A 24,100-nucleotide genomic window follows, 5' to 3' on the forward strand; every position below is an offset into this window, starting at 1 on the left:
CGCCGCAACAGAGTCCTGATCGCTGCAGGGACGCTCAGTAGTCGCCCAGCGAGCGTTCGACCTCCGACACGAGGCGGTCGGCCAGCCGGATCGAGCGGTGCAGGTCGTCGGCGCTCATGCCCAGGCCGGGGTCCTCGATCACCGGGAAGCTCTCCGCCCGGTCGACGCCCATGGCCCGGGCGCAGACCAGCACTTCGTAGCTGCGGTTGTCTTCGTTGAACAGGCATTCGGTCTGGAAGCCGCGGGCATCGGTTTCGGCCCACATGATCGCTTTGCTCATGGCTTTGGTCCTTGGATGGAATTGAAAAGGGCAGGGGGCTTGCGGCATGGCAGACCCCCTGCCGCAGGTTACTTGGCGAGCGCCGCTTCCTTGCGGGCGGCGTCCTTGCGCGCGGCGGGCTTCGTCTGTGCCTGGGCCTGCGCGGGAGCGGCATCCTGGGCGGACGGCTCGGCATAGGCGCGGCCGTAGTAGCTGTCGATGAGCAGCTGCTTGATCTCGGCGACCAGCGGATAGCGCGGGTTGGCGCCGGTGCACTGGTCGTCGAAGGCGGCTTCGGCGATCGCATCGACCCGCGCCAGGAACGCCGCCTCCGGCACCCCCGCCGCCTGGATCGAGGCCGGGATCTCCAAGGCCTGCTTCATCTCCTCGACCCAGCCGATCAGCTTCTCCACCCGCTCATGGTCGCGGCTGCCGCCCAACTCCAGATGCCGGGCGATCTGCGCATAGCGCGCCACGCCCTTGGGCCGGTCATACTGGCTGAACGCCGTCTGCTTGGTCGGGATGTCCGCCGCGTTGTAGCGGATCACGTTGGCGATCAGCAGGGCGTTGGCGATGCCGTGCGGCAGGTGGAACTCCGCCCCCAGCTTGTGCGCCATCGAATGGCAGACGCCTAGGAAGGCGTTGGCAAAGGCGATGCCGGCCAGCGTGGCGGCGTTGTGCACCAGCTCCCGCGCCTTGGGGTCCTTCGACCCGTTGCGGTAGGCCGACGGTAGGTTCTCCTTCAGAAGCTTCAGCGCCTGCAGGGCCTGCCCGTCCGAATACTCGTTCGCCACCACCGAGACATAGGCCTCCAGCGCGTGGGTCACCGCGTCGATGCCGCCCGCCGCGGTCAGACCCTTGGGCATGTCCATGACGAGGTTGGCGTCGATGATCGCCAGCGTCGGCGTCAGCTCATAGTCGGCGATCGGGTACTTCGTGCCGGTGCGTTCGTCGGTCACCACCGCGAAGGGCGTCACCTCCGACCCGGTGCCCGAGGTGGTCGGCACCGCCACCAACTGCGCCTTCATCCCCAGCTTGGGGAAGGTGTAGATGCGCTTGCGGATGTCCATGAAGCGCAGCGCCAGATCCTCGAAGGCAACCTCCGGCGCCTCGTACATCACCCAGATGATCTTGGCCGCATCCATCGGCGAGCCGCCGCCCAGCGCCAGGATCACGTCGGGCTGGAAGGCATTCGCCAGGGCCACGCCCTTGCGCACCACCGCCAGCGTCGGGTCGGCGCTGACCTCGAAGAAGGTCTCGACCTCCAGACCCAGCGACTTCAGGACGCGGACGCTCTCGGCGACATGGCCGTTCTCGAACAGGAAGCGGTCGGTGACGATCAGGCAGCGCTTCTTGCCGCGCAGCTCCTCAAGCGCAAACGGCAGGCAGCCGCGGCGGAAGTAGATCGACTTGGGCAGCTTGTGCCACAGCATGTTCTCCGCCCTCTTCGCCACCGTCTTCTTGTTGATCAGGTGCTGCGGCCCGACATTCTCGGAGATCGAGTTGCCGCCCCACGACCCGCAGCCCAGCGTCAGCGACGGGGCAAGGCGGAAGTTGTAGAGGTCGCCGATGCCGCCATGGGACGACGGCGTGTTGATCAGGATGCGGGCGGTCTTCATCTTGTCGCCGAAATGGCGGATGCGCTCGGCCTGCTGGTCCTGGTCGGTGTAGAGCGCCGAGGTGTGGCCGATGCCGCCCAGCGCCACCAGGGCGGCCGCCTTGTCGCAGGCCTCGGCGAAGTCCTTGGCGCGGTAGAGCGCCAGGGTGGGGGAGAGCTTCTCGTGGGCGAAGGGCTCGGCGTCGTCGACGTCCGTGACCTCGGCGATCAGCACCTTGGTGGCGTGGGGGACGGTGAGGCCGGCCATGGCGGCGATGGCGTGGGCGGGCTGGCCGACGATGTCGGCATTCAGGTGGCCGTCGACCAGCAGGACCTTGCGCACGGCGTCGGCCTCGCGGGCCGACAGGATGTAGCCGCCATGATGGGCGAAGCGGTCGCGCACGGCGTCATAGACGGCATCGACCACCACAGCCGACTGTTCGGACGCGCAGACCACGCCGTTGTCGAAAGTCTTGGACATCAGGATGGAGGCGACGGCGCGCTTGATGTCGGCGAACTCGTCGATGACGGCCGGGGTGTTGCCGGCGCCGACGCCGATGGCGGGCTTGCCGGACGAGTATGCCGCCTTGACCATGCCCGGCCCGCCGGTGGCGAGGATCAGGTTGATGTCGGGATGGTGCATGACGGCGTTGGAGAGCTCCAGCGAGGGCTCGTCGATCCAGCCGATGATGTCCTCGGGCGCACCGGCCTCGACCGCGGCGGCGAGCACCAGGCGGGCGGCCTCGCAGGTCGATTTGCGGGCGCGGGGATGGGGGGAGAGGACCAGTCCGTTGCGGGTCTTCAGCGCGATCAGCGCCTTGAAGATGGCGGTGGAGGTCGGGTTGGTGGTGGGGACGATGCCGCAGATCAGGCCGACCGGTTCGGCGATGGTGAGGATGCCGGCGTCATGGTCTTCCGCGAGGACGCCGCAGGTCTTGTCGTCCTTGTACTTGTTGTAGATGTATTCGGCGGCGAAGTGGTTCTTGATGACCTTGTCCTCCATCACGCCCATGCCGGTCTCCGCCACCGCCATCTTGGCGAGCGGGATGCGGGCGTCGGCGGCGGCCAACGCCGCGCTGCGGAAGATCAGGTCCACCTTCTCCTGCGGATACTCGGCGAAGCGCGCTTGCGCCGCCTTCACGCGGGATATCAGGGCGTTCAGGTCGGAGAGGGATTTGACAGTCGTAACCATGATCGGGCGTCTCCCGTCGGGTGTCGCCATGCGGCCGGCAAACGGGCCCGGAACCTGCTATGTCGCGGTTCCCTGCGGTATGTAGGAAACCTACATCCTCCCTGATCGGTTCGCAAGAGTGGTCATACCACTTGCCAAAATGATTGATCTGGATCATTTGGTGGAGCGGTTGCTTGCCAGTTGGAAGAACTAATTTCAAAAATTCTCCAAACTCCACAATGTAGTTTAACTACATAAAATATATGTCGGGGGCAGTGTGGCAGGAAACGCTTCGCCGTCTCGATAAGGTGAAGAAGATCAGTGGGAGTGATTGGTTGTCGGAGCTGAGCCGTGTTGGCGACATCCACCCCACGGCCGTTGAGAGCAGGTGTGGAACAGCAACGCCGGTCAGGACCTTCGAACGCCTGCGGCGAAGTCCGGCTTGCGACCATGTCTCGGGCGGGGAGCGCTGTCCTGCCTGTCCGCCGCAGCCCTGCAGCGGCTTCGTCATCCAGAATATCAGGCGGACCGCCATGGCCCCGGCCGCGGAGTGAGACCGCCGGTCCTCAGCCGATCCGGCGGAGCGCCAGCCCAGTCGCGGCGACGCGGAACCCGCCGTCCGCCGTCTCCTCCACCGCCTCACCGCCGTCCAGGCGATAACTTTTCCCGTCCGGCACCCAGCCGGCGGGACCGCGGAAGGTGACCATCTGGATGTAGCTGGTGACCTCGACGACCGAATGGACGGTGCCATCCTCGGCCCGTGCCTCGAACCGGCCGGTCTCCATGTCCTGACGCAACGGCATCCGCCTGCTCCCTTCGCCCAACGCTGGCGGTCCATAGGGTGCCATGGCGGCGGCGGACCGGGGAAGCTCTTCTGCCATTAGTTTTATTTGTGGCTTCCGCGAGGAAACCTCGTTTGTTCGCGTGGCGCCGGCTTTCTATCGTCCGGCCATCGCAACGGCAAGGATGGAGGTCGCAATGATCGGAAGACGGGGTTTCCTGGCGGCGACGGGCGGGGCGCTGCTGTTTGCTGCAACTGCGGCGCAGGCGGCGAAAGTCAAGGACTCCGCGGCCGATGGGCTGGCAGAGCGCCTGTCGGCGCTGGAGGGACGGACCGGCGGACGGCTGGGCGTCGCGATGCTCGACACCGGAACGGGCCGGCTGCAGGGCTGGCGCGTGGACGAGCGGTTCCCGATGTGCAGCACCTTCAAATTTCTATTGGCTGCTGCCGTGCTGAAGGCGGTGGACCAGGGCAAGGAGCGGCTGGACCGCCGGATTCCGGTGACATCGGCCGATCTGGTGCCCTATGCGCCCTTCGCGGAAACCCGGCTGAACGGCATGCCGCCGACGGTGGCGGAACTGTGTGAAGCGACGATGACGCTCAGCGACAATGTGGCGGCCAACCTGCTGCTGCCGGGTGTCGGCAACCCGGCCGGCCTCACCGCCTTCCTGCGGGGAATCGGCGACAAGACCACCCGCCTGGACCGCAACGAACCGACGCTGAACACCGCCATTCCCGGCGATCCGCGCGACACCACCACGCCGGCCGCCATGGTGCGCAGCATGGAACGGCTGCTGGTCGGCGAGGTGCTGCGCCCGGACTCCCGCCGGCAGCTGGCCGATTGGATGATCGCCAACAAGACCGGCGACAAGCGGCTGCGCGCCGGGCTGCCGGCCGGCTGGCGCGTCGGCGACAAGACCGGGACCGGCACCAACGGCACGGCCAACGACATCGCCATCCTCTGGCCGGAGAACCGCGCGCCGCTGCTGGTCGCCAGCTACCTGACCCAGACGGCGAAGGACTTCAAGCAGCACGATTCCATCCACGCCGAAGTGGCGCGGGCGGTGGCGGCCAGCGTCGGCTGACGCTGCTCAGACGGGTGTATCTGCGGGAGCCGCATGCGGCGGCCGGGCCCACCGTACGATGGCACGTACGGCGTTCAGGGCGTTCACATTGTCCTGAATGGGGAAATGTCGCCGCAACTCGACGACCGCCGCCCATTCGCCGCTTTCGTGAAACGCCTTCTGAATGGCGGCGGCTTCATCCTGGCTGACGCTGAACATCCCGACCCCTCGGCCGACCACGCGGTCCGTACCGCCGATCATGCCCCGCCGCCGGCCCTGGTTGCAAGCAGGGCCTGTCGCAGGGGGCGGGTTCGCTCACGCGCCTTCCATTTCGGCGCCCGGCTCCATGCCGCCGGACTCGTCGAAGTAATCGCCGGCGACGTCCGGCCCCCATTCCTGGACCAGCGCCACCTTCTTCTGCTTCAGCACCTCCACCCGCTTTTCGGCGCGGGTGACCTCCATGCCGGCGACCAGCGGCGGGATGCCGTAGTAGAGACCCCAGCCGACGGCGGCGGCTGTGTACATCACCAGCCAGGCCAGCGGGTCGGCGAAGATCTTCGCGGCGGCGCCGATGGTGTGCTGGTGCTTCCACAGATCGATGGCGAAGGGCATGCAGCCGCAGAAATTCAGCCCGCCGACGGTGATCGGCGCCGATTTGTCGGGATCGCGGTCGACGACATAGGCGACGATGGTCGGGATCATCCCCACCCCGAACAGGATGGTGGTCGGCAGCACGATCAGCGCCGCCGGGATGATCAGCAGGATCAGCGTGAGGGCGCCGCCCTTCTTCTTTTTCTTGCGCGCCATGGCGATCCCCCGTTATCCGGTCAGAAGGCGAAGAACAGGATGATGCCGGCGACCAGCACGGTCGACAGCAGGCTGGACACGATGGCGGCGACCTGCCGGCCCGACGTCTCGATGATGGCGTTGCGGTCGGCGATGGTGTGGCGGATCTTGTCCATCTCCGCATCCGCCTCGCGATAGGCGATCTGCGCCGCTTCGAATTCCAGCCGGTCGCGCCGCAGCGCCTCGGGGTCGTCGACCACCTTCAGCAGTTCGGTCAGCCGCCCGTTGTGCGCGGCGGCGTCGGCCATCTTGCGCACCTCCTGCTGCTGCGGCCGGTTGTGGAAGCGGCGAAAGGCGGGATCCAGCAGCGCCACCACCCAGGAAGCCAGATGCGTCAGCCCGTCCACCCCGGTGCGGGCCTGGATGTCGGACAGGATGGTCAGCATGGCGATGACGCGCCGCATCGGCTCCACCCCGCTGCCGAGCTGGGTGAACAGCAGTTCGTCGCCGCGCTTGTTGCGGGCACCGAGGAAAGCGGCGACCTGCCGGTCGATGGGGTCCTTGTGCCGCTCGCCCCCGGCGGCGATCCAGTCCAGCGCCCGCAGCAGTTCGGCCGGCGTCGTCGGCAGCTGCTTGGCGACCAGGGCGCTCATGCAGGGCATGGTCGGGTTCATCTCGTACAGCACGCGCTCCACCCCCAGCCCGTGGGACGAGCGGTCGAGGAAGCCGCGCAGCTGGTCGAAGGTCTGCACCAGCGGCACGAATTCCGGCTTGAAGTCCGTCTGGACGTTGACCCAGAACATCGGCAGCTGGTTGGCGATCACCTCCGCCACCGCCTGTGGGGATTCGCCGCGCATGAAGGCCTCGGCCAGCATGGTGGCGATGCCGTCCGGCATCATCGCCCGGCCGCGGTAGCGGATGGGGGCGGTCGGGTCCAGCGCGATGCAGACGCGCGCCACCAGCCGGTCGCCCTGGCTGCCGCCCTTGCCGCTGGACGCGGTCTGGATGGCGTTGCCGACCGCCTCCGCCCGCACCTCGTCGCCCATCGACCGGCGCAGCCACTTGTCCAGTTCCCCGCTTTCGATGACGCTGGCGGCGGCCGGGGCGTGGCGGGCGAAGGCGCGGGCCAGCGTGCGGCAGTGCCAGTACTCCGCCCCCTGGAATTCCAGCGGCCGGGCGGCGCGACGGGAGATCTGCGGCTGTTTCGGGCTGAGGCGGCGGCCGGCCACCCACAGGTCGAGGTCATTCAGGGTCCAGCGCTGCTTCGGATCGTCCACCAGCAGGCCGCGCACCACCTCGTTGATCGCCAGCGGCAGCCGGAGCTGCTGGACCAGGGCCGGGTAGGACCCCCGCTCCATCTTCGCCTGCAGGACGGCGTCGTCGTCCAAACCGGCCAACGGGTTGCGGCCCAGCGCCAGGATTAGCAGGGTGACGCCCAGCGAATAGAGGTCGTCGGCGATGGTGCCGGTGCCGCGGCCGGCCGGGTTGGCCATGCCGCGCTCGATCGTCTCCAGCAGAACCGGCTGGCCATAGCCGGGCTGCGTGGACACGCAGTCGCCCAGCATCAGCCCGCCACCCGCGAGATCGCGGTAGAACAGGTTGGTCGGGCGGATCGCACCGTGGATCACGCCGCGGCTCGACAACTCCTTCAGCGCCGACACCAGTGGGTGAATGATCTGCCGGGTCAGCTGGTCTTCCGGCATCGGGTCCAGCGTGTCGGTCAGCGACCCCATCAGCCGCTTGCCGCCCGGCCGTTCGAACACCAGGCAATAGCGCCGGCCGCGGTCCTGCGGCCAGTCCACCAAACCCCAATCGAGCAGCCGCATGTGGGTTGCGTTGTCGAGGCTGCCCACCGTGGAGCAGATGTCCATCCGCGGCAGCATCGCGGCATGGCAGATGATCGCGAAGGGCTCGATCCGCTTCTCGCGCAAAGCCTTGGCGGTGAAGGCGTTGCCGCCGACGGCATTCAGCAGGGGTATCGGCGCGCCGGGCTGTATCTCGTAGCGTTCTGCGAGCTTGACCGGTTCGGCATTGCCCATCGCTGCCGCGGCGGTTCCCATCGTTCCAGTCTGGGCGTTGGAAGGCATGGACGGCGGATCCCCGGGGCGTGCGAATGTGCGCAGGCCTTAGGTGGCGTGAAAAGGGCAAACAAACCCTTAACGTGCGCGTGCGTAACACTATCGGATTGGCCCGGACAGGAAAACCCCCGCCGGGAGCCCCCACCGGCACCTCTCCCCGGGAGGCCGCGGCGGAGGTTCCGCGTCACGCCGCCGCCCGTTCCTCCTCGACGCGGAAGGAAAGCCGCAGGAAGGTGCCGGCCCCCGCGCCCCATTCCGGCTTCGCCCCCACCTGTCCGGCCAGCATCGAGATCAGCCGCATGCCGGACGACCGGGTCCGGTTCGGCGGCAGCCCGACCCCGTTGTCCGACAGCCGCAGGCGGACTTCGCCCGGTTCGGGCACGGCAAGGTCGAGGCTGATGGTCCCGGCCCGGCCGGGGAAGGCATGCTTTGCGCTGTTGGTGATGAACTCGTTGGCGATCAGGCCGAGCGAGACGGCGGTGTCGTGGTCGACATGGATTTCGTCGACCGCCGCTTCGAAGCGGATGCCCACGGCATGGCCGCGCCCATACAGGGCGACGGAGTTTCCGCACAGCTCGCGCAGATACCCGCCCAACTCGATCCGGCCGATCAGCTTGGCCTCGTACAGGCGGCTGTGGACGAGCCGGAGCGCTTCGATGCGGCCTTCCAACTCCTTCAGGATGCGTTGGGTCTCGTCGCTCTTGCTCTGCCGGCTTTCCAGCGCGAGCAGGGCCATGATCGCTTGCAGGTCGTTCTTCACCCGATGCTGAAGTTCGCGCATCGAGGTCATCCGTTGTTCGTCCGCTTTGCGCAGCTGGTCGGTCGCCTGCCTCATGCTGTCATAGACGGAAGTCAATTCCTCCATGTCGGCGGGCGGCGGCGGCGGCAGGGTGGCGCCCGGCGTCTGCATCGCTTCCGCCATCCGCGCCAGCCCGACGACGGAGCGGGACAACCGCCGGGCATAGTGCAGGACCAGCAGCGATGCGGCACCGAGTGCGAGGCCGCAGATCGCCATGCCGGTCCACAGCGACCGGCGCAGCGGCTCCTCGAAGAAGGCGGCGGGTGCCGCGAAGGTCACCGTCCAGCCGGAAACCGCGGAGCGCGAGAAGGCGAGGGACAGAAGCTCTCCCTCCAAAGCGGGGCCTTCCGACCGTCCTTCGGGTGCCGACTGGATCGCCTCTCTCATCCAGTCGCGGACGGGCTTGCCGATATACTGCTCACTGGCGCGGGTCCGGGCGATGACGATGCCGTTCCGGTCGACGATGCCCGCCACCCAGCCCGCAGGGATCTGCTGGTTGCGCAGCAGGTCTTCCCATTTGGATGCCGCGACCTCCGCCACCAGCGCGAAGCGCCGGCCGTCCCGGCCCTGGACCGGTACCAGGACCGCCGCGACGGGGGTCTTCGAAACCGGGTCGTACATCAGGCCGGTGACCTGGGGATGTCCGCCGCCGATCACCTCGGCGATCTGGCTGGCGACATCGGCCGGCTGGGACTCCGGGGCTCCAGAGGGGGCCGCGGTGGTGAACAGCGTGGCGCCATCGGCATCGAGCAGGCTCACGGACGACCAGTTGGGATGCATCGCCTGGACGGTTCGGGAGATGCGGCGGAGCTGTTCCGGATTGCCGCCTTCGCTCACCGCCGCGCCGATGCTCTCGAGCGCGGCCCTGGTGACGAGCAACTGCTGGTCGAGGGCGACGGACAGGGCGCGGGCGGTCACCGACATTTCCGCTTCGGCGAAGTCGCGCTGCCTCGACAGGTTGTAGGTGACCAGGCCAATGGCAATCAGCGCCATCGAAACCAAAGCGGTGACCACGATCCCAAGAAGATGGGAGCTGATGTTCCGTTGTGTCGACCGCATGCTGAGGAAGGAATCAGGAGAGAAAATCAAGCTCATGTCTCAACTGCCCGGTATCGGATCCTGCTGACTTCGGCCCCCTGTTCGGCGGCGGGTGAGGACGTTTCAATCCCTTCTTGCCGAAAGCGTCGGAGGATCATGCCAAAACTGCCGGAAACCTCTCTTTGATCCGGGTCAAATCGATTGCCCTGCCGGCTCGGCGGACAAAGAAAAAGCCCCTCTCCGGTCGGGAGAGGGGCCTTCATCATAGGAACCCGTTCGTCGGGCTTACTCGTTCTTGACCTTGACGTAGGAGCCGGGGGCGTCTTCCAGGGCGGGGAGGGCGCCGTCGCCGGGCTGCCGGGCCGGGACCTTGCCGTCGGCGTACTGGCCGACCCACTTGTTCCACTCCGGCCACCAGGAGCCGGGGGTCTGGGTCGCCTTCTCCAGCCACTCGTCGGAGGTCTTGGCCAGCTTGTCGCTGGTCCAGTAGCAGTACTTGTTGGCCGCCGGCGGGTTGACGACGCCGGCGATGTGGCCGGAGGCGCCGAGCACGAACTTGACCGGGCCGCTGAACAGCTGGGCGCCGCTGTAGGTGCTCTTCCACGGGGCGATGTGGTCCTCGCGCGCCGACAGGAACAGCGTCGGGACCTTGACCTTGCCCAGGTCGATCGGAACGCCCTTCAGCGTCACCGCCCCCGGCTGCGCCAGCATGTTCTTCTGGTACATGTTGCGCAGGTAGAAGCTGTGCATCGCCGCCGGCATGCGGGTGCTGTCGCCGTTCCAGTACAGCAGGTCGAACGGGAACGGATCCTTGCCCAGCAGGTAGTTGTTGACCACGAACGACCAGATCAGGTCGTTGGCGCGCAGCATGTTGAAGGTGGTCGCCATCTTGGAGCCGTCGAGATAGCCCTGTTCGGCCATCTGCCCTTCGATGAAGGTCAGCTGCTCCTCGTCGATGAAGACGGACAGCTCGCCGGCTTCGGTGAAGTCCAGCATGGTGGTGAAGAAAGTCGCCGACTTGATGCGGTCGTCCTTCTTGGCCGCCATGTAGGCCAGCGTCGAGGCCAGCAGCGTGCCGCCCAGGCAATAGCCGATGGCGTTGACGTCACGCTCGCCGGTCGCCTTCTGGATGGCGTCCAGCGCCGCCAGCGGGCCTTCGACCATGTAGTCCTCGAAGCCCTTGGCCGCCAGCGTCTCGTCCGGGTTGACCCAGGACAGGACGAAGACGGTGTGGCCCTGGTCGACCGCCCACTTGATGAAGCTGTTCTTCTCGCGCAGGTCCAGGATGTAGAACTTGTTGATCCAGGGCGGCACGATCATCAGCGGGCGCTTGTTCACGTCCGGCGTGGTCGGCGTGTACTGGATCAGCTGCATCAGGCTGGTCTGGAAGACGACCTTGCCCGGCGTGACCGCGATGTTCTTGCCCAGCTGGAAGGCGTCGTAGTCGGTCATGGAGATGCGCAGCTCGCCCTTGCCGCGCTCCAGATCCTTCAGCAGATGCTCCAGCCCCTTGACCAGATTCTCGCCGCCGCTCTCGATGGTGGCGCGCAGGACCTCCGGATTCGTCATGACGAAGTTGGAGGGCGCCATCGCGTCGACGAACTGGCGGGTGTAGAAATCGACCTTCTTGGCCGTGTGGTCGTCCAGCCCCTCGACCTGATTGACGGTCGACTGCATCCACCGGGCGCTCAGCAGGTAGGACTGCTTGATGAAGTCGAACAGCGTGTTCTCGTCCCAGGCGGCGTCCTTGAACCGGCGGTCGTCCTTGGCCGGGGCGATGACCGGCTGCGTCTCCTGCCCGAAGAAGCGCTGGGTGGTGCGCTGCCACAGGGTCAGGTAGTCCTGCCACAGCGACATCTGCGCCTGCATCAGCTTGGCCGGGTCGGCCATCATGCGGGTGGTCATCTCGAGGAAGGCATGGCCGACGCCCATCGGATCCGGGCTCTTCGGGCCGGCGCCGTCGGACGCCTGGCGCGCGAGGAATTCGGAAACCAGCCGCTGGCTCTGTTCGGCGATGCGGGTCATCGCCCGCGACATCTCGACCGGGTCGGGCAGCTTGACGTCGGGCACCTGGGGGGAAGCCGGGGTGGAAGCCTGAGGGGGGGCCTTGGTCTCGGCCATGTGCACGGTCCTTCTTCTTTGGGCGGGTGTCGCGTCGTCGGTCACGTCGTATCGGCCACCATGGTCCGTATGGCCCAGATAGGGCTTTGGGCCTTGCGGACGGGCGGCTATACAGGCTTGCGGTTGATGTTATCAGCGGGCGTTCTGCACCATGTCGCTGTGGGTGGCGTGCGGCGGTCCGGCCTTCTGGTGCGGTGCGGGAGAAATCCGGAACCTCTCATACACCGCTGATGTGAACATTTCATTTCACGGATCGTCGCACAAGTGCGGCGTCGCGGCCAGACACGGGGAAGGATGATGGTGACGGGCAGTCAGGAAGGCGGTCGGGGCATCGCGGCGACCGGACGGGTGTTCGGCACCCTGATCTTTGTAATGCCAATGGTTTTCGGGCTGACGGCCTGCAGCGACCGGGCGCTGGACACCGGCCTTCTGGGCGCCGTCACTGGCCAGCCTTCGCCGGTCAGCGACAATACGTCGCCCATCCGCGGCATGAGCGGTGAACGTACGGAATATCCCAATCTGGGCACCGTGCCTGCGCGCCCGACCGATCTGACCACGGAAGCGGAGCGCCAGCAGGCGATGGACCGTCTGGCGCAGGACCGTGCGGCATCTCGCCGCACAAAGGAGCAGACGGAGGCGATCCAGGTGCCGGAACCGCTTCCCACCCCGATGGCGGTCCCGCCACGGCCGGATTTGCGGCCGGGGCGGAGCTGAGGGTCTGGGGTAAAGGAAAAGCCCCCGTGCCGGATGGCCGGGGGCTTTTCTGTGTGGGGCGTGTCGGCTCCGATTGCCCCCACCCCGACCCTCCCCCGCTGGGCAGGGGAGGGGGTAAGTGCTTGTTTGGGAGAGCAGCGGAGTTCCCTCCCCTGCGTAGCGGGGGAGGGTTAGGGTGGGGGTCTAGCTTCCCACCCATCACTCCTGGATGAACGCCTTCACGTAGGACTGGCTCAGCGGCTGGATCAGGTAGTCCAGCGGGGTGCGGGGGGAGAGCACGATGCGGGCTTCCACCGGCATGCCGGCCTTGATCTTCAGGTGGCCAACCTCGTGGCTATCGGCGTCCTTCAGGCGGATGCGGGCCAGATAATAGTCCTGGCGGGTGGCGTTGTCGGTCAGGCGGTCGGCCGAGACGTAGGACACGGTGCCGTCGATGGTGCCGACGACGCGGCTGTCATAGGCGGTCAGCTGCACCTTCACCGGCAGGTCGACGGCCATCGACTTGATGTCCTTCGGCTGGATGCGGACCTCGGCCAGCAGGGCCTTGTCGTCGGGGACGATGTCCAGCACCGGTTCGTTGGCGGTGATGGAGCCGCCGACGGCCGGGTGGCCGTAGATCACGACGTTGCCGGCATCCGGCGCCTTGATGGTGCGGTTGTCCAGGCGGTTCTTGGCGTCACGGATCTGCTCGACCAGCTTCTGGGCGTCGCCGCGGGACTTTTCCAGCTCGACCAGCACCTTCTCGCGGAAGTCGCTGCGGCGGCGGACCAGATCGCCCTGGGCGTCGACCGCCTGCTGGCGCGACTGGGACATGCGGGCTTCCAGCGCATGGTCCTGGGCGTGCAGCTGGGCATTCTCCTTCTGAGCCGCGACCAGCTTGGTGCGGGTGGAGTTGCCGCGGTCCAGCAGGCCCTGGGTGATCTGGATGTCCTCGTCCGACAGCTTGATCTCACGGGCCAGGAAGGCGCGCTGCTGTTCCAGGCTGCGCACCTCGTCGCCCAGCGTGGCGATGCGGTCCTGGGTCAGCTTGGCCTCGGTCTCCAGCTGGTTGCGGCGAACCTGGAACAGCTTCTCCTGGTTCCGCATGGCGTTGTCGACCGCCGGCTCCTTGGCGCGGCGGGCGGCCAGCTCGGCCGGCCATTCGATCGCCGGCTTCTCGAACATCTCTGCGGACAGGCGCGCCTCGGTCGCCAGCGTGTCGAACAGGGCGACGTTCAGCATCTCCAGCCGGGTCTGCGCCTCGGTGCTGTCCAACCGCATCAGGACCTGCCCCGCCTCGACCCGGTCGCCTTCCTTGACCAGGATGGCGCTGATCACGCCGCCCTCGGTGTTCTTCACCACCTTGCGGCCGGTTTCCGGGGCCAGCGAGCCCACGGCGCTGATGGCGCTGTGCAGCGGGGCCACCGCCGCCCAGCCGGTCATGCCGCCGAAGCCGACCGCCAGGACCAGGAAGCCGCCCAGCAGCAGGCCGCGCACGCCCGTTTCCGGCATCGCCGCCCGCAGCGCATGGATCGAGGTGATGGTCGCGGTCTTGCGCGAAGGCTTGCCGGCGGGGGTCTCGGGACCGGTGTCGGAGGAGAGCGGGGCGGGGAAACTGGTGGTCATCGTGGTCATGGGACTTCCTTGGCTCTGTCGGGTCGGGCGTCGCCAGCCGGGTAAAAGGGGCCGGATGCTCGGGTCTCAGGGGCGGTGCCGGCGGTCAGCCGGCGGCCCCTGCCGTGGCGGCGGACGGACCGGCCTGAGGGCCGAGATTGCGAAGGCGGGCGAGGTTGACGGCGCCGGGCTGGGCCTGCTGCTGCTCCGGACGGGGCAGCTCCATCGCCATGCCGTTCTTCAGGACGTAGGTGTGGTCTGACATATCGACGAAGACCGGGGCGTGGGTCATAACGATGGTGGTCGCCCCGCGCTGCTTGGCGGCCGCCACGAAGGCGCGGACGGCCTTGATGCCCAGCTCGTCCAGGCCGGCGGTCGGCTCGTCCAGCACCATCAGCGGCGGCTGGCCGAAGGCGGCGCGGGCAAGGCCGATCAGGCGGGCGCTGGCGCCGGTGATCGGGGACAGCGGGTCGTTGACCTCCGTCTCGTAGCCCATGGGGAGGCTTTCGATCCACTCGTGGATGCCGACGGCCTTGGCGGCCTCTTCCACCTGTTCGCGGGTGGCGCTGGTGAAGCGGGCGATGTTGTCGGCGATGCTGCCGGGCAGGAGATCGACCTGCTGCGGCAGGTAGCCGATGCCCTGTTCGGGAGCGTCGGGGGTCAGGGTGGCGACGGACAGGCCGCCGAGCCGCACCGTTCCCGCCGACGGGAGGGCGACACCGGCCAGCAGGCGGGCCAGGACCGACTTGCCCGAGCGGTTGGGACCGGCGATGCAGACGGTCTCGCCCGGCTCGATCGACAGGTTGACGCTGCGCAGGATCGGCTTCTGGTCGCGGGGGGAGACGAACAGCAGGTTCTCGACGGTCAGGCGCTCGCTCTCCACCGGGACGGCGGGACGCTCCGGCTCACGCGACAGGCGCTTCAGCAGCGGCAGCAGGCGGCGGACGGCCTGTGCGGAGCGGACCAGCCCGCCCCAGGCGCCGGCGGTCTGTTCGATCGGGGCGAGGCCGCGGCCGACCAGCATCGAGGTGGCGATCATGCCGCCGAAGGACAGGTGCTGCTCGATCACCAGCCAGGCGCCGATGCCCGTCACGGCGATCTGCAGGACCATGCGGACCCACTTGGTGGCGGCGCCGATGGAGGCGCTGCGCTCGTAGCCCTGGTTCTGCAGGGCGCTGGCGGTCAGGAAGTCGCGGTTGACGGCATCCAGCGCGGTATCGCCCATGCGCAGGCCGCGCACGGTGTCGGAGCGGGAGGCGAGGGCCTCGAACAGCTTCTGGGCGCGGCCGGCCGGCAGCTTGCTCTCGTCATTGACGTCCTTGACGGCCACATAGCCGATCCAGCCCATCACCGCCATGATCGCCATCGACACGACCAGGACCAGCGCCAGCATCGGATGGATCACGTAGATGCCGATGACGTAGAGCGGAGCCCAGGGAAGGTCCATCAGCGCCGGCAGCGACGGACGGCCGAAGGCGCCCTTCAGCTCCATCAGGTCGGCGAGCGGGCCATTGTCCGGACGGCCGCGGCCGGCGGCGTCCAGGGCGTCGGCGGTCAGCCGGCGGCGCCACCGCACCTCCAGCGCGTTGCCGGCACGGGCCAGCAGGCGCGAGCGCACCATTTCCAGCACGCCGCTCAGCGTCAGCGCGATGACCACGATGAGGGTCAGCATGACCAGGGTGTCGTAGTTGCCGGACGGAATGGCCCGGCTGAACACCTGAAGCGAATAAAGCGGCATTGCCAGCATCAGAGCATTGATGGTGGCGCTGAAGATAAATGTACTAACAAGTACCCTGGTAAAATAGCCGCGGTTGAAAGCCGCTTCCGGCTTATCGATGCCGGTCCCTTGCGTAGTGTTGGACTTGGTCGAAATAGGCATAAACAGCCCTCCAATTGTCACCGGTCGGCACAGTGCCCACTGGATGCAGGCGAGCTTAGGGAACGCGATCTTGGTAAATGGGACCTTAACATCCGGGGGCGTCACAGGATTGCCACGGGATGCCACCACTTTTGCGCAGCTCTACCCCTGTCTTGGCTGCTCTTACGGTCAGACTTGCGGCATTTTGCCGGAAGGGGGTGCATGACTTATTGCCGGTTGGAGGAGGCGGGGGGAGCCGTTATCGTGGCCGGCGTCGGACCCGGAGGGTGCGGATGCGGCGCGGCTCACCCCATTGGCCGACACAGTCGAAACCATATTCGGAGATGAGGATGGAAGGGCGCAAGGTCCCCTCGGTGGTGTTCAAGACCCGTGTGCGCGACGAAAGCGTGGACGGCCCCAATCCGTTCCGCTGGCAGGACGTGGCCAGCGACGAACTTTTCCAGGGCAAGCGCGTCGTTCTGTTCTCCCTGCCCGGCGCCTTCACGCCGACCTGCTCCAACGAGCAATGCCCGGCCTTCGAACGGCTTTACGACGAGTTCAAGGATCTCGGCGTCGACGAGGTCTATTGCCTCAGCGTCAACGACGCCTTCGTCATGTTCCAGTGGGGCAAGAGCCTGAACCTGAAGAAGGTCAAGCTGATCCCCGACGGATCGGGCCACTTCACCCGCCGCATGGGCATGCTGATCGACAAGGATCATCTGGGCTTCGGCTTCCGGTCCTGGCGTTACGCCATGGTGGTCAAGGACGGCGTTGTCGAGAAGTGGTTCGAGGAGCCCGGCATCAACGACGACGGCGAGAACGGCGATCCCTACGGCGAATCCTCGCCGGAGAACGTGCTGGCCTATCTGCGCGGCTGAAGCCGCCGATTCGGCGACCGATGATGGAAGGCCGGCGGGGCTGGGGCTCCGCCGGCCTTTTCCGTGCCCACCGAAAGGCATTGAGCACCATTCGGAAGCCTTCCGGTTGTGAAGCGTCCTGCATGCGCGTGCATCGGATGGCGTCGAATCCTTTTCGGTAGACAAATGTCGTTCCCTTGCTACCTTCCGCATCGAATACCGCGGATGGGGCGTATCAGGTGGCATCGAATCGGCAGGCCCGGAATTTCCTGGTTGCATGGATTGCGGCGCTGACGTTGCTTGCTGTTTTCGCTGACGGGCCGGGCGCCAGGGCCGGTGAGCCGGTACCGCCGCTCCTGCCGCGCAAGGTCGTCATCGAGAAGAGCTCGGCGTCGGGGCTGGCGGCGGGTGCCTTCATGGCGCTCCAGTTCCATGTCGCCCATTCCACCGAGATCACGGGCGTCGGCCTGGTTGCCGGCGGCCCCTTCCTCTGTGCCGCGGAGAATCCACTGCTGGCGGCGTCCTGCATGCAGGGCAACGCGCTTTGGCCGCGCGGGCAGTCGCTGTACGAGGCGGCGCAGCCGCTGGCCGCCGCCGGGGCGATCGATCCGCTCGACCGTCTGCCGGAGGCCCAGGTCTACCTGTTTAGCGGACGTGCCGACATGGTGGTGAACCGCAAGGCGGTGGAGGAGGCAGAGGCCTTCTACCGCGCCGCCCGCGTCCCGGCGAACCGGATCCGCCTGGAAGCGGGTCTGGAGGCCGGCAACGGCTTCATCTCACCGGGCGCGCCCAACGACTGCAACGCCAACCGCAGCCCCTACGTCAACGCCTGCGGCGACTACGACCAGGCCGGACGGATCCTGTCGCATATCTATGGCGGCCTGAATCCGCCTGCCCCGGATCTGCCGGCGGCCAGCCCCTTCGACCAGACGCCTTTCGGCGATCCGGAACGGACCGGTCTGGCGCCGGCCGGCTACGTCTATGTGCCGCCGGCCTGTGCGGGGGGATCGGCCTGCGCCGTGCACATCGTCTTTCATGGATGCCGCCAGTCCGCGGCGGAGGTCGGCGACGCGGTGACCACCGGCGCCGGCTTCAACCGCTGGGCGGCCAACAACAATCTGATCGTGCTCTACCCGCAGCTGTCGCCCCGCCGTTCGGCGGACCCGATCGCCTGCTGGGACTGGATCGGCACGACGGGGACGGATTACGCGACGAAGGGCGGGGCGCAGATCGCCGCTGTCCATGCGATGTTGACAACCCTTGCAGGGCAAAGGTGACCCTCCCATGACCATTTCCAATAAAGTCATTTTGAAATCGGCGCTGGCGGTGTTCGTCGCTCTCGCGCCGCTTCCCGCTGCGGCGCAAAACAGCGCTCAGATCAAGCTGTCCGATCTGAGGCTGAAGATCGATCCGGCGCAGACCACGGTGTCCGGCATTTCCTCCGGCGCCTACATGGCCGGCCAGTTCCAGGTCGCCTATTCGGGTCTGGTCAAGGCGGCCGGTCTCGTCGCCGGCGGCCCCTATGCCTGTGCCGAGGTGTCGGAAGGCGGCATCGCCCCGGCGGTGGTGGCGCTGAAGCGCTGCATGGACGTGGCGATGGGCGCGCCGAATGTCGACGCGCTGGTCGCCAACGCCAAGGCCCGCGAGAAGTCGAAGGACATCGATTCGCTGTCCAACATGGCGCAGTCGAAGATCTACCTGTTCAACGGCGACAACGACCTGACGGTGAAGCGCCCGGTCGCCGACGCCACCGAGCAGTTCTACAAGGCGCTGGGCGTGGCGGACGCCAACTTCACTTATGTGAAGCTCCCGAAAGCGGCGCATGCCTACATCACCGACGGCTATGGCGCCGCCTGCGACTTCATCCCGAAAGAGGATGAGAAGAGCGAATACATCAACAACTGCCAGTACGACCAGGCGGGAGCCATCGTCCGCTTCTTCTACGCCGACGCCAAGACCCCGAACGCCCCCGCCGCGGCCCGGCAGCCGCAGCTGTTCAACCAGGCCCCCTTCGTCGGCGACACCAGCCGCAGCGGCATGGCCAAGACCGGCTACATCTATGTTCCGGAAGCCTGCGAGGGCGGCAAGCAGACCTGCCGCATCCATGTCGCCTTCCATGGCTGCAAGATGGCGTCGAACCTGATCGGCGATCATTTCGCCGTGAATGCCGGCTACAACCGCTGGGCCGACGTCAACAACATCGTCGTGCTGTACCCGCAGATCGACGCCAACGCCAAGCCGTCCTCCAACCCCAAGGCCTGCTGGGACTGGTTCGGCTACACCGGCTACGATTTCGCCCGCAAGGGCGGCTTCCAGATGACCGCCGTCCGCAAGATGATCGGCGCGCTCGCCGGGGAGTGAGGTTCGGCGGGTGGTGCCCCCTCCCTAACCCTCCCCCACCTTCGGTGGGAGAGGGAACTCTGCCGCTCTCGCGCTTTACTCCCTCTCCCGCGATCGGACCGGCCTTCGGCCGGCCGAGAGCGGGGGAGGGTCGGGGAGGGGGCACCCGAAGCCCGCACCCAGCCATGAAAAAAGCCCCTCTCCGGCTTCCCGGAGAGGGGCTTTTTCCTACCCTAAGACCATCAAGCCTTCAGGATGCCGCGGCCGGCGAAGCGGGCGGCGACGCCCAGCTGCTCCTCGATGCGGATCAGCTGGTTGTACTTGGCGAGACGATCCGAACGGCTCAGCGAGCCGGTCTTGATCTGGCCGCAGTTGGTGGCGACGGCGAGATCGGCGATGGTGCTGTCCTCGGTCTCGCCCGAACGGTGCGACAGCACGGCGGTGTAGCCGGCCTTGTGCGCCATATCGACCGCTTCCAGCGTCTCCGACAGCGTGCCGATCTGGTTGACCTTGACCAGGATGGCGTTGGCGACGCCCTGCTTGATGCCCTGGGCCAGACGCTTGGGGTTGGTGACGAACAGGTCGTCGCCGACCAGCTGCACCTTGTTGCCGATGGCGTCGGTCAGCGCCTTCCAGCCTTCCCAATCGTCCTCCGCCATGCCGTCCTCGATCGAGATGATCGGGAAGCGGCCGACCAGATCGGACCAGTAGGCGACCATCTGCTCCGGCGACAGCGACTTGCCCTCACCGGCCAGCTCGTACTTGCCGTTCTTGAAGAACTCGGTCGAGGCGGCGTCGAGCGCCAGCATGACGTCGTCACCCGGCTTGTAGCCGGCGGCCTCGATGGCCTTCATGACGAAGCCGAGCGCCTCGTCGGTGGAGCCGATGTTGGGGGCGAAGCCGCCCTCGTCGCCGACATTGGTGTTGTGGCCGGCGTCCTTCAGCTTCTTCTTGAGGGACTGGAAGATCTCGGAACCCATGCGGATGGCGTCGGCGCCGGTTTCGGCACCCACCGGCATGATCATGAATTCCTGGATGTCGATCGGGTTGTCGGCATGGGCGCCGCCGTTGATGATGTTCATCATCGGCACCGGCAGCAGCGAGGCGAAGGCGCCGCCGACATAGCGGTAGAGCGGCAGGCCGGCATCCTCGGCGGCGGCGCGGGCGACCGCCAGCGACACGCCCAGGATGGCGTTGGCGCCCAGGCGGCCCTTGTTCTCGGTGCCGTCCAGGTCGATCATGGCGAGGTCGATGGCGCGCTGGTCGTCGGCGTCCAGGCCGGCGAGCGCGTCGTAGATCTCGCCGTTGACGGATTCGACCGCCTTCAGCACGCCCTTGCCGCCGAAGCGGCCCTTGTCGCCGTCGCGCAGCTCGACCGCCTCATGGGCGCCGGTGGAGGCGCCCGACGGCACCGCGGCGCGGCCGAAGGCGCCGCTGTCCAGCGCAACGTCCACTTCCACGGTCGGGTTGCCGCGGCTGTCCAGGATTTCGCGGGCGTGAATCTCGGTGATGACGCTCATGGTGGGTCGATCCTTCGAGGAAAGGCAGCCGCGTTATGGTCGCGGGCCGCGTTTTGGGGCGCGCAGGCTTGATAGCCCCGACGTCCGGGCGATGCAATATCTGCTTCGGCTTACAACCACGCGAAAATGCGGAGTTTTGCCGCGGAAATCAGAGGAATCCCTCCACCATCGCCGCGAATTCGGTCGGGCGTTCGGCATGCAGCCAGTGGCCGACCCCCTCGATCATGCGGATTTCCGCCTTGGGGAAATGGCGGCGGATGGCGTCGTGATGCTCCGGCCGGACATAGTCGGACGCGCCGCCGCCGATGAACAGAGCAGGGCCTTCATATCGGGCGCCCGCGAAATCGGGGAAGCCGATCAGCCCCTCCATGTTCGCGCCGATGGAATCGAGGTTGATCCGCCAGGAGAAGACGCCGTTCTCCAGCACCAGATTCTGCATCAGGAAGGAGCGCAGCGGCGCCTCCGGCACGGCATCGGCCAACTGCGCCTCCACTTCCGGCCGGCGGGTGACGCCCTCCAGCTTCGCGGCCTTCATCGCGGCGACGTAGGGGGCGTGGGTGTGGGTGTAGGCAACGGGAGCGATGTCGGCGACCACCAGCCGCTCCACCCGCTCCGGATGGGCAAGGGTCAGCGCCATGGCCGTCTTGCCGCCCATGGAATGACCGACGACGGTGGCGCGGGCGAAGCCGCGGTCGTCCAGGAAGCGCAGCACGTCGGCCGCCATCTCCGGGTAGCTCATGCCCTCGGCCCAGGGCGCGCCGCCGTGGTTGCGCAGGTCCAGCGCATAGACCCGGCGCGATTCGCCGAAGCGGCGGGCCAGCGTCTGCCAGTTGCGGGCCGAGCCGAACAGGCCGTGCAGGACCAGCATCGGCGTTCCGCCATTGGCTTCGCCGGCTTCCAGATAGGTCAGGGGGAGGGCTTGCTGCTGCGGCATGTCGGGGCCTTCGGCCTGTGATGTCGGAAGATGCGTTCTGGACGAATGCGGGTCGCGATCCTATGACGAACGCGGGCGCATCGCTAGGATGCCGCCGGGCTAAACCTGCACCACAAGAGCGACCCAGCCATCGTGTTCCGTCATATCCTGTCCGTCGGCGGCCTGACCTTGGCCAGCCGGGTGCTCGGTTTCCTGCGCGACGTGCTGACCGCGGCGCTGCTCGGTGCCGGGCCGGTGGCCGACGCCTTCTTCGTCGCCTTCCGGCTGCCGAACCATTTCCGCGCCCTGTTCGCGGAGGGCGCCTTCAACTCCGCCTTCGTGCCGCTGTTCTCGGGCAAGCTGGTGCAGGACGGCGCAGCATCCGCCCGCCGGTTCGCCGACGAGGTGATGACCCTGCTGGTCATCGTGCAGATGGTGCTGCTGCTGGCGGTGCTGGCCTTCATGCCGCAGTTCATGACGGTCTTCGCCCCCGGCTTCGCCGACGACCCGGAGAAGTTCCGGCTGGCGGTGCTGTTCACCAGCATCACCTTCCCCTACCTGCTGCTCATCTCGCTGGTGTCGCTCTATGGCGGCGTGCTGAACAGCATGAGCCGCTTCGGGGCGGCTGCCGCAGCACCCATCCTGATGAACCTCTGCCTGATCGCGGCGCTGGTGGTGGGAACCCCGCTGATGCCCAGTGCCGGCCATGCGCTGTCCTGGGGCGTCCTGGCGGCGGGCGTCGCGCAGTATCTCTATCTGGCCTGGGATGCGCGGCGGGCCGGCATGACCCTGCGGCCGGTGATGCCGCGCCTGTCGGCGGACGTGAAGCGCTTCCTGACGGTTCTGGGGCCGGCGGCGTTGGGGTCGGGCCTCACGCAGATCAGCCTGTTCGCCGACACGCTGATCGCCTCGGCCCTGCCGACGGGTGCGGTGTCCTACCTCTATTATGCCGACCGGCTGAACCAACTGCCGCTGGGGGTGATCGGCATCGCCGTCGGGACCGTTCTGCTTCCGGAAATGTCCAGGCGGATCAAGAGCGGTGACGAAGCCGGCGCGGTCGACAGCCAGAATCGGGCCATCGAGCTGTCGCTGGTGCTGACCCTGCCGGCGGCCATCGCCTTCCTGGTCGCGGGCACGCCGATCCTGTCGGTGCTGTTTCAGCGCGGCGCCTTCGGCCCGTCGGACGCCGCGGCCTCCGCCCTCACCCTGCAGGCCTATGCGCTGGGTCTGCCGGCCTTCGTGGTGATCCGCAGCCTCGTCAACGGATTTTATGCCCGTCAGGACACGGCGACGCCGGTGCGGGTGGCGCTGGTGGCGGTCGGCATCAATGTGGCGCTGAAGCTTGCGCTGATGGGGCCGCTGGCCCAGGTCGGGCTTGCGGTCGCCACCTCCGTCGGCGCCTGGGTGAATGCCGGTCTGCTGGCGCTGCTGCTGCACCGGCGCGGCCTGTTCCGGGCCGATGCGCGCCTGACCCGCAACCTGCCGCGCATGGTGCTCGCAGCGTCCGCCATGGCCGGCGTCCTGTGGCTGGCGACCGAACGGCTGGCGCCTTGGCTGGGTGCCACCGGGCTATTCGAGCGGCTGGGTGGGCTGCTGGTGCTGGCGGTGGTCGGGTTGGCGGTCTACGCCATCGCTGCCGTGCTGCTGGGGCTGGTGCGGCGCAGCGACATTGGCCGTCTGCGCCGCCGTCGCGCCAAGTCGTGAGTCAGCCCTCGCTCTGCAGCGGACGTTCCGGGTCGGCGCTCCATTCCGACATGGAGCCGTCATAGAGCCGAACGCCGGGCACGCCGGCGATCTCGCTCAGCGCGAACCAGGACACCGAGGCGAGGTGGCCGGTGTTGCAGAAGGTGATGGGCTGGTCCTGCAGCGGCAGCCCGGCCTGCCCGGCCAACGCCTTCACCGTTTCGGCCGAAGCGAAGCGATGGTCCGCCGCGGAGAAGAGCGGGGCGATGTCCAGATTGACGGCGCCAGGGATGGTGCCGGCGGCACGGGCCTGCGGGCTTTTGGCCTTGCCGGCGAACTGCTCGGCGGAGCGGGCATCATGCAGCGGCGCGGTTCCTTCCTTCATTGCCGCCTCAACATCCGCCACGGTGGCGCGCAGATCGGTGCGCGGATGCGCGGTGAAGGTCGCCGGCTTGCGTTCCGCCTGCAGCGGCTTAACCGGACCGCCGGCCGCGGTCCAGGCGGCGAAACCGCCGTCCAGAACCGACACCGCCTCGTGGCCCAGCATCTTGAAGGTCCAGTAGACGCGGGTGGCGTTGCCCATGTCAGACGCGTTGGCGCCGGCCGCCACCAGGACCACATGGTCGCCATTGCCGATGCCGAGACCACCGATCAGCCCCTCCAGCACTGCCGGTTCCGGCAGCATTCCGGCCCCTCCGCCGACCACAGTCCGCCAGCCAGCTGTTGCATAGTCGGAATGAACCGCTCCCGGAATGAAGCCGTCGTTCGGCGGGGTCCGCACGTCCAGGACGACGATGCCGGGGCTGTCGAGCCTGCTTTTCAGCCAGGAAACGTCCACAAGCGGGGAATTGCTGCTGTCGGTCATCACGGTGAACCCGGTTCCAGTTGGTCGCTGCCATTGCGTTGCAGACGTCGTTACTCAATCGTA

General features: G+C 67.3%; 19 protein-coding genes. 6 read left to right on the forward strand and 13 right to left on the reverse strand.

Annotation, left to right across the window (positions count from 1 at the left end):
- Window positions 1–34: 34 nt before the first annotated feature.
- From ACWPKK_RS14195 to ACWPKK_RS14205, 3 genes are all read right to left on the reverse strand, one after another.
- Window positions 35–280, reverse strand: coding sequence for a hypothetical protein (locus ACWPKK_RS14195; RefSeq protein ID WP_452005131.1), 246 nt, complete (start codon window positions 278–280; stop codon window positions 35–37).
- Window positions 281–348: 68 nt separating this feature from the next.
- Window positions 349–3,048 (reverse strand): bifunctional acetaldehyde-CoA/alcohol dehydrogenase, encoded by a 2,700-nt coding sequence (gene adhE, locus ACWPKK_RS14200; RefSeq protein WP_452005134.1) that lies wholly within the window; start codon window positions 3,046–3,048, stop codon window positions 349–351.
- Window positions 3,049–3,593: 545 nt separating this feature from the next.
- Window positions 3,594–3,830: a hypothetical protein gene (locus ACWPKK_RS14205; RefSeq protein WP_452005136.1), complete on the reverse strand. Its 237-nt coding sequence runs from the start codon at window positions 3,828–3,830 to the stop codon at window positions 3,594–3,596.
- Window positions 3,831–4,005: 175 nt separating this feature from the next.
- Between ACWPKK_RS14205 and bla the strand changes: the two genes are divergently transcribed.
- A complete protein-coding gene (bla, locus tag ACWPKK_RS14210; protein ID WP_452005138.1) occupies window positions 4,006–4,893 on the forward strand; it encodes a class A beta-lactamase in 888 nt (295 codons plus the stop codon).
- A 6-nt stretch (window positions 4,894–4,899) separates the two neighbouring features.
- Here bla and ACWPKK_RS14215 read toward each other — a convergent pair whose 3' ends face one another.
- The 5 genes from ACWPKK_RS14215 to ACWPKK_RS14235 all read right to left on the reverse strand — a co-directional run bounded on the left by ACWPKK_RS14215 (window position 4,900) and on the right by ACWPKK_RS14235 (window position 11,694).
- A complete protein-coding gene (locus tag ACWPKK_RS14215) occupies window positions 4,900–5,133 on the reverse strand; it encodes a hypothetical protein (protein WP_452005140.1) in 234 nt (77 codons plus the stop codon).
- 54 nt (window positions 5,134–5,187) lie between these two features.
- Entirely contained in the window at window positions 5,188–5,679 is a 492-nt protein-coding gene (locus tag ACWPKK_RS14220; protein WP_452005142.1) for a hypothetical protein, read from the reverse strand.
- A 20-nt stretch (window positions 5,680–5,699) separates the two neighbouring features.
- Window positions 5,700–7,745 carry a serine/threonine protein kinase gene (locus tag ACWPKK_RS14225; RefSeq protein WP_452005145.1) on the reverse strand — a complete coding sequence of 682 codons (2,046 nt, stop codon included), beginning with the start codon at window positions 7,743–7,745 and terminating at the stop codon, window positions 5,700–5,702.
- Window positions 7,746–7,920: 175 nt separating this feature from the next.
- Complete coding sequence (locus ACWPKK_RS14230; RefSeq protein ID WP_452005147.1) at window positions 7,921–9,528, reverse strand: sensor histidine kinase; 1,608 nt, start codon at window positions 9,526–9,528, stop codon at window positions 7,921–7,923.
- A 330-nt stretch (window positions 9,529–9,858) separates the two neighbouring features.
- Window positions 9,859–11,694, reverse strand: a complete 1,836-nt coding sequence (locus tag ACWPKK_RS14235; RefSeq protein WP_324869330.1) for a PHA/PHB synthase family protein — start codon at window positions 11,692–11,694, stop codon at window positions 9,859–9,861.
- A 372-nt stretch (window positions 11,695–12,066) separates the two neighbouring features.
- On the opposite strand from ACWPKK_RS14235, the gene ACWPKK_RS14240 reads away from it, so the two are divergent.
- Window positions 12,067–12,408 (forward strand): hypothetical protein, encoded by a 342-nt coding sequence (locus tag ACWPKK_RS14240; protein ID WP_452005150.1) that lies wholly within the window; start codon window positions 12,067–12,069, stop codon window positions 12,406–12,408.
- Between the two features lie 198 nt (window positions 12,409–12,606).
- Here the strand turns inward: ACWPKK_RS14240 and ACWPKK_RS14245 are convergent, their stop codons facing one another.
- Complete coding sequence (locus ACWPKK_RS14245) at window positions 12,607–14,022, reverse strand: HlyD family type I secretion periplasmic adaptor subunit (protein ID WP_452005153.1); 1,416 nt, start codon at window positions 14,020–14,022, stop codon at window positions 12,607–12,609.
- Between the two features lie 85 nt (window positions 14,023–14,107).
- Window positions 14,108–15,739 (reverse strand): type I secretion system permease/ATPase, encoded by a 1,632-nt coding sequence (locus ACWPKK_RS14250; protein WP_452005155.1) that lies wholly within the window; start codon window positions 15,737–15,739, stop codon window positions 14,108–14,110.
- Window positions 15,740–16,209: 470 nt separating this feature from the next.
- Between ACWPKK_RS14250 and ACWPKK_RS14255 the strand changes: the two genes are divergently transcribed.
- From ACWPKK_RS14255 to ACWPKK_RS14265, 3 genes are all read left to right on the forward strand, one after another.
- A complete protein-coding gene (locus ACWPKK_RS14255; protein WP_324869334.1) occupies window positions 16,210–16,737 on the forward strand; it encodes a peroxiredoxin in 528 nt (175 codons plus the stop codon).
- A gap of 275 nt (window positions 16,738–17,012) precedes the next feature.
- Window positions 17,013–17,993, forward strand: a complete 981-nt coding sequence (locus ACWPKK_RS14260) for an extracellular catalytic domain type 2 short-chain-length polyhydroxyalkanoate depolymerase (RefSeq protein WP_452005158.1) — start codon at window positions 17,013–17,015, stop codon at window positions 17,991–17,993.
- A 7-nt stretch (window positions 17,994–18,000) separates the two neighbouring features.
- Entirely contained in the window at window positions 18,001–19,077 is a 1,077-nt protein-coding gene (locus ACWPKK_RS14265) for an extracellular catalytic domain type 2 short-chain-length polyhydroxyalkanoate depolymerase (protein ID WP_452005160.1), read from the forward strand.
- A 221-nt stretch (window positions 19,078–19,298) separates the two neighbouring features.
- Here ACWPKK_RS14265 and eno read toward each other — a convergent pair whose 3' ends face one another.
- Together eno and ACWPKK_RS14275 are read right to left on the reverse strand one after the other, a co-directional pair.
- The gene (gene eno / locus ACWPKK_RS14270; RefSeq protein WP_452005163.1) at window positions 19,299–20,576 is read right to left on the reverse strand and encodes a phosphopyruvate hydratase; all 1,278 of its coding nucleotides are present in this window, start codon (window positions 20,574–20,576) and stop codon (window positions 19,299–19,301) included.
- Window positions 20,577–20,724: 148 nt separating this feature from the next.
- Window positions 20,725–21,510 carry an alpha/beta fold hydrolase gene (locus ACWPKK_RS14275; RefSeq protein WP_452005165.1) on the reverse strand — a complete coding sequence of 262 codons (786 nt, stop codon included), beginning with the start codon at window positions 21,508–21,510 and terminating at the stop codon, window positions 20,725–20,727.
- Window positions 21,511–21,642: 132 nt separating this feature from the next.
- Between ACWPKK_RS14275 and murJ the strand changes: the two genes are divergently transcribed.
- Entirely contained in the window at window positions 21,643–23,193 is a 1,551-nt protein-coding gene (murJ, locus tag ACWPKK_RS14280; RefSeq protein WP_452005168.1) for a murein biosynthesis integral membrane protein MurJ, read from the forward strand.
- Between the two features lies 1 nt (window position 23,194).
- Here the strand turns inward: murJ and ACWPKK_RS14285 are convergent, their stop codons facing one another.
- Window positions 23,195–24,037 carry a sulfurtransferase gene (locus ACWPKK_RS14285; RefSeq protein WP_452005171.1) on the reverse strand — a complete coding sequence of 281 codons (843 nt, stop codon included), beginning with the start codon at window positions 24,035–24,037 and terminating at the stop codon, window positions 23,195–23,197.
- Between the last annotated feature and the right edge of the window lie 63 nt (window positions 24,038–24,100).

It is taken from the genome of Azospirillum largimobile (assembly GCF_977007025.2).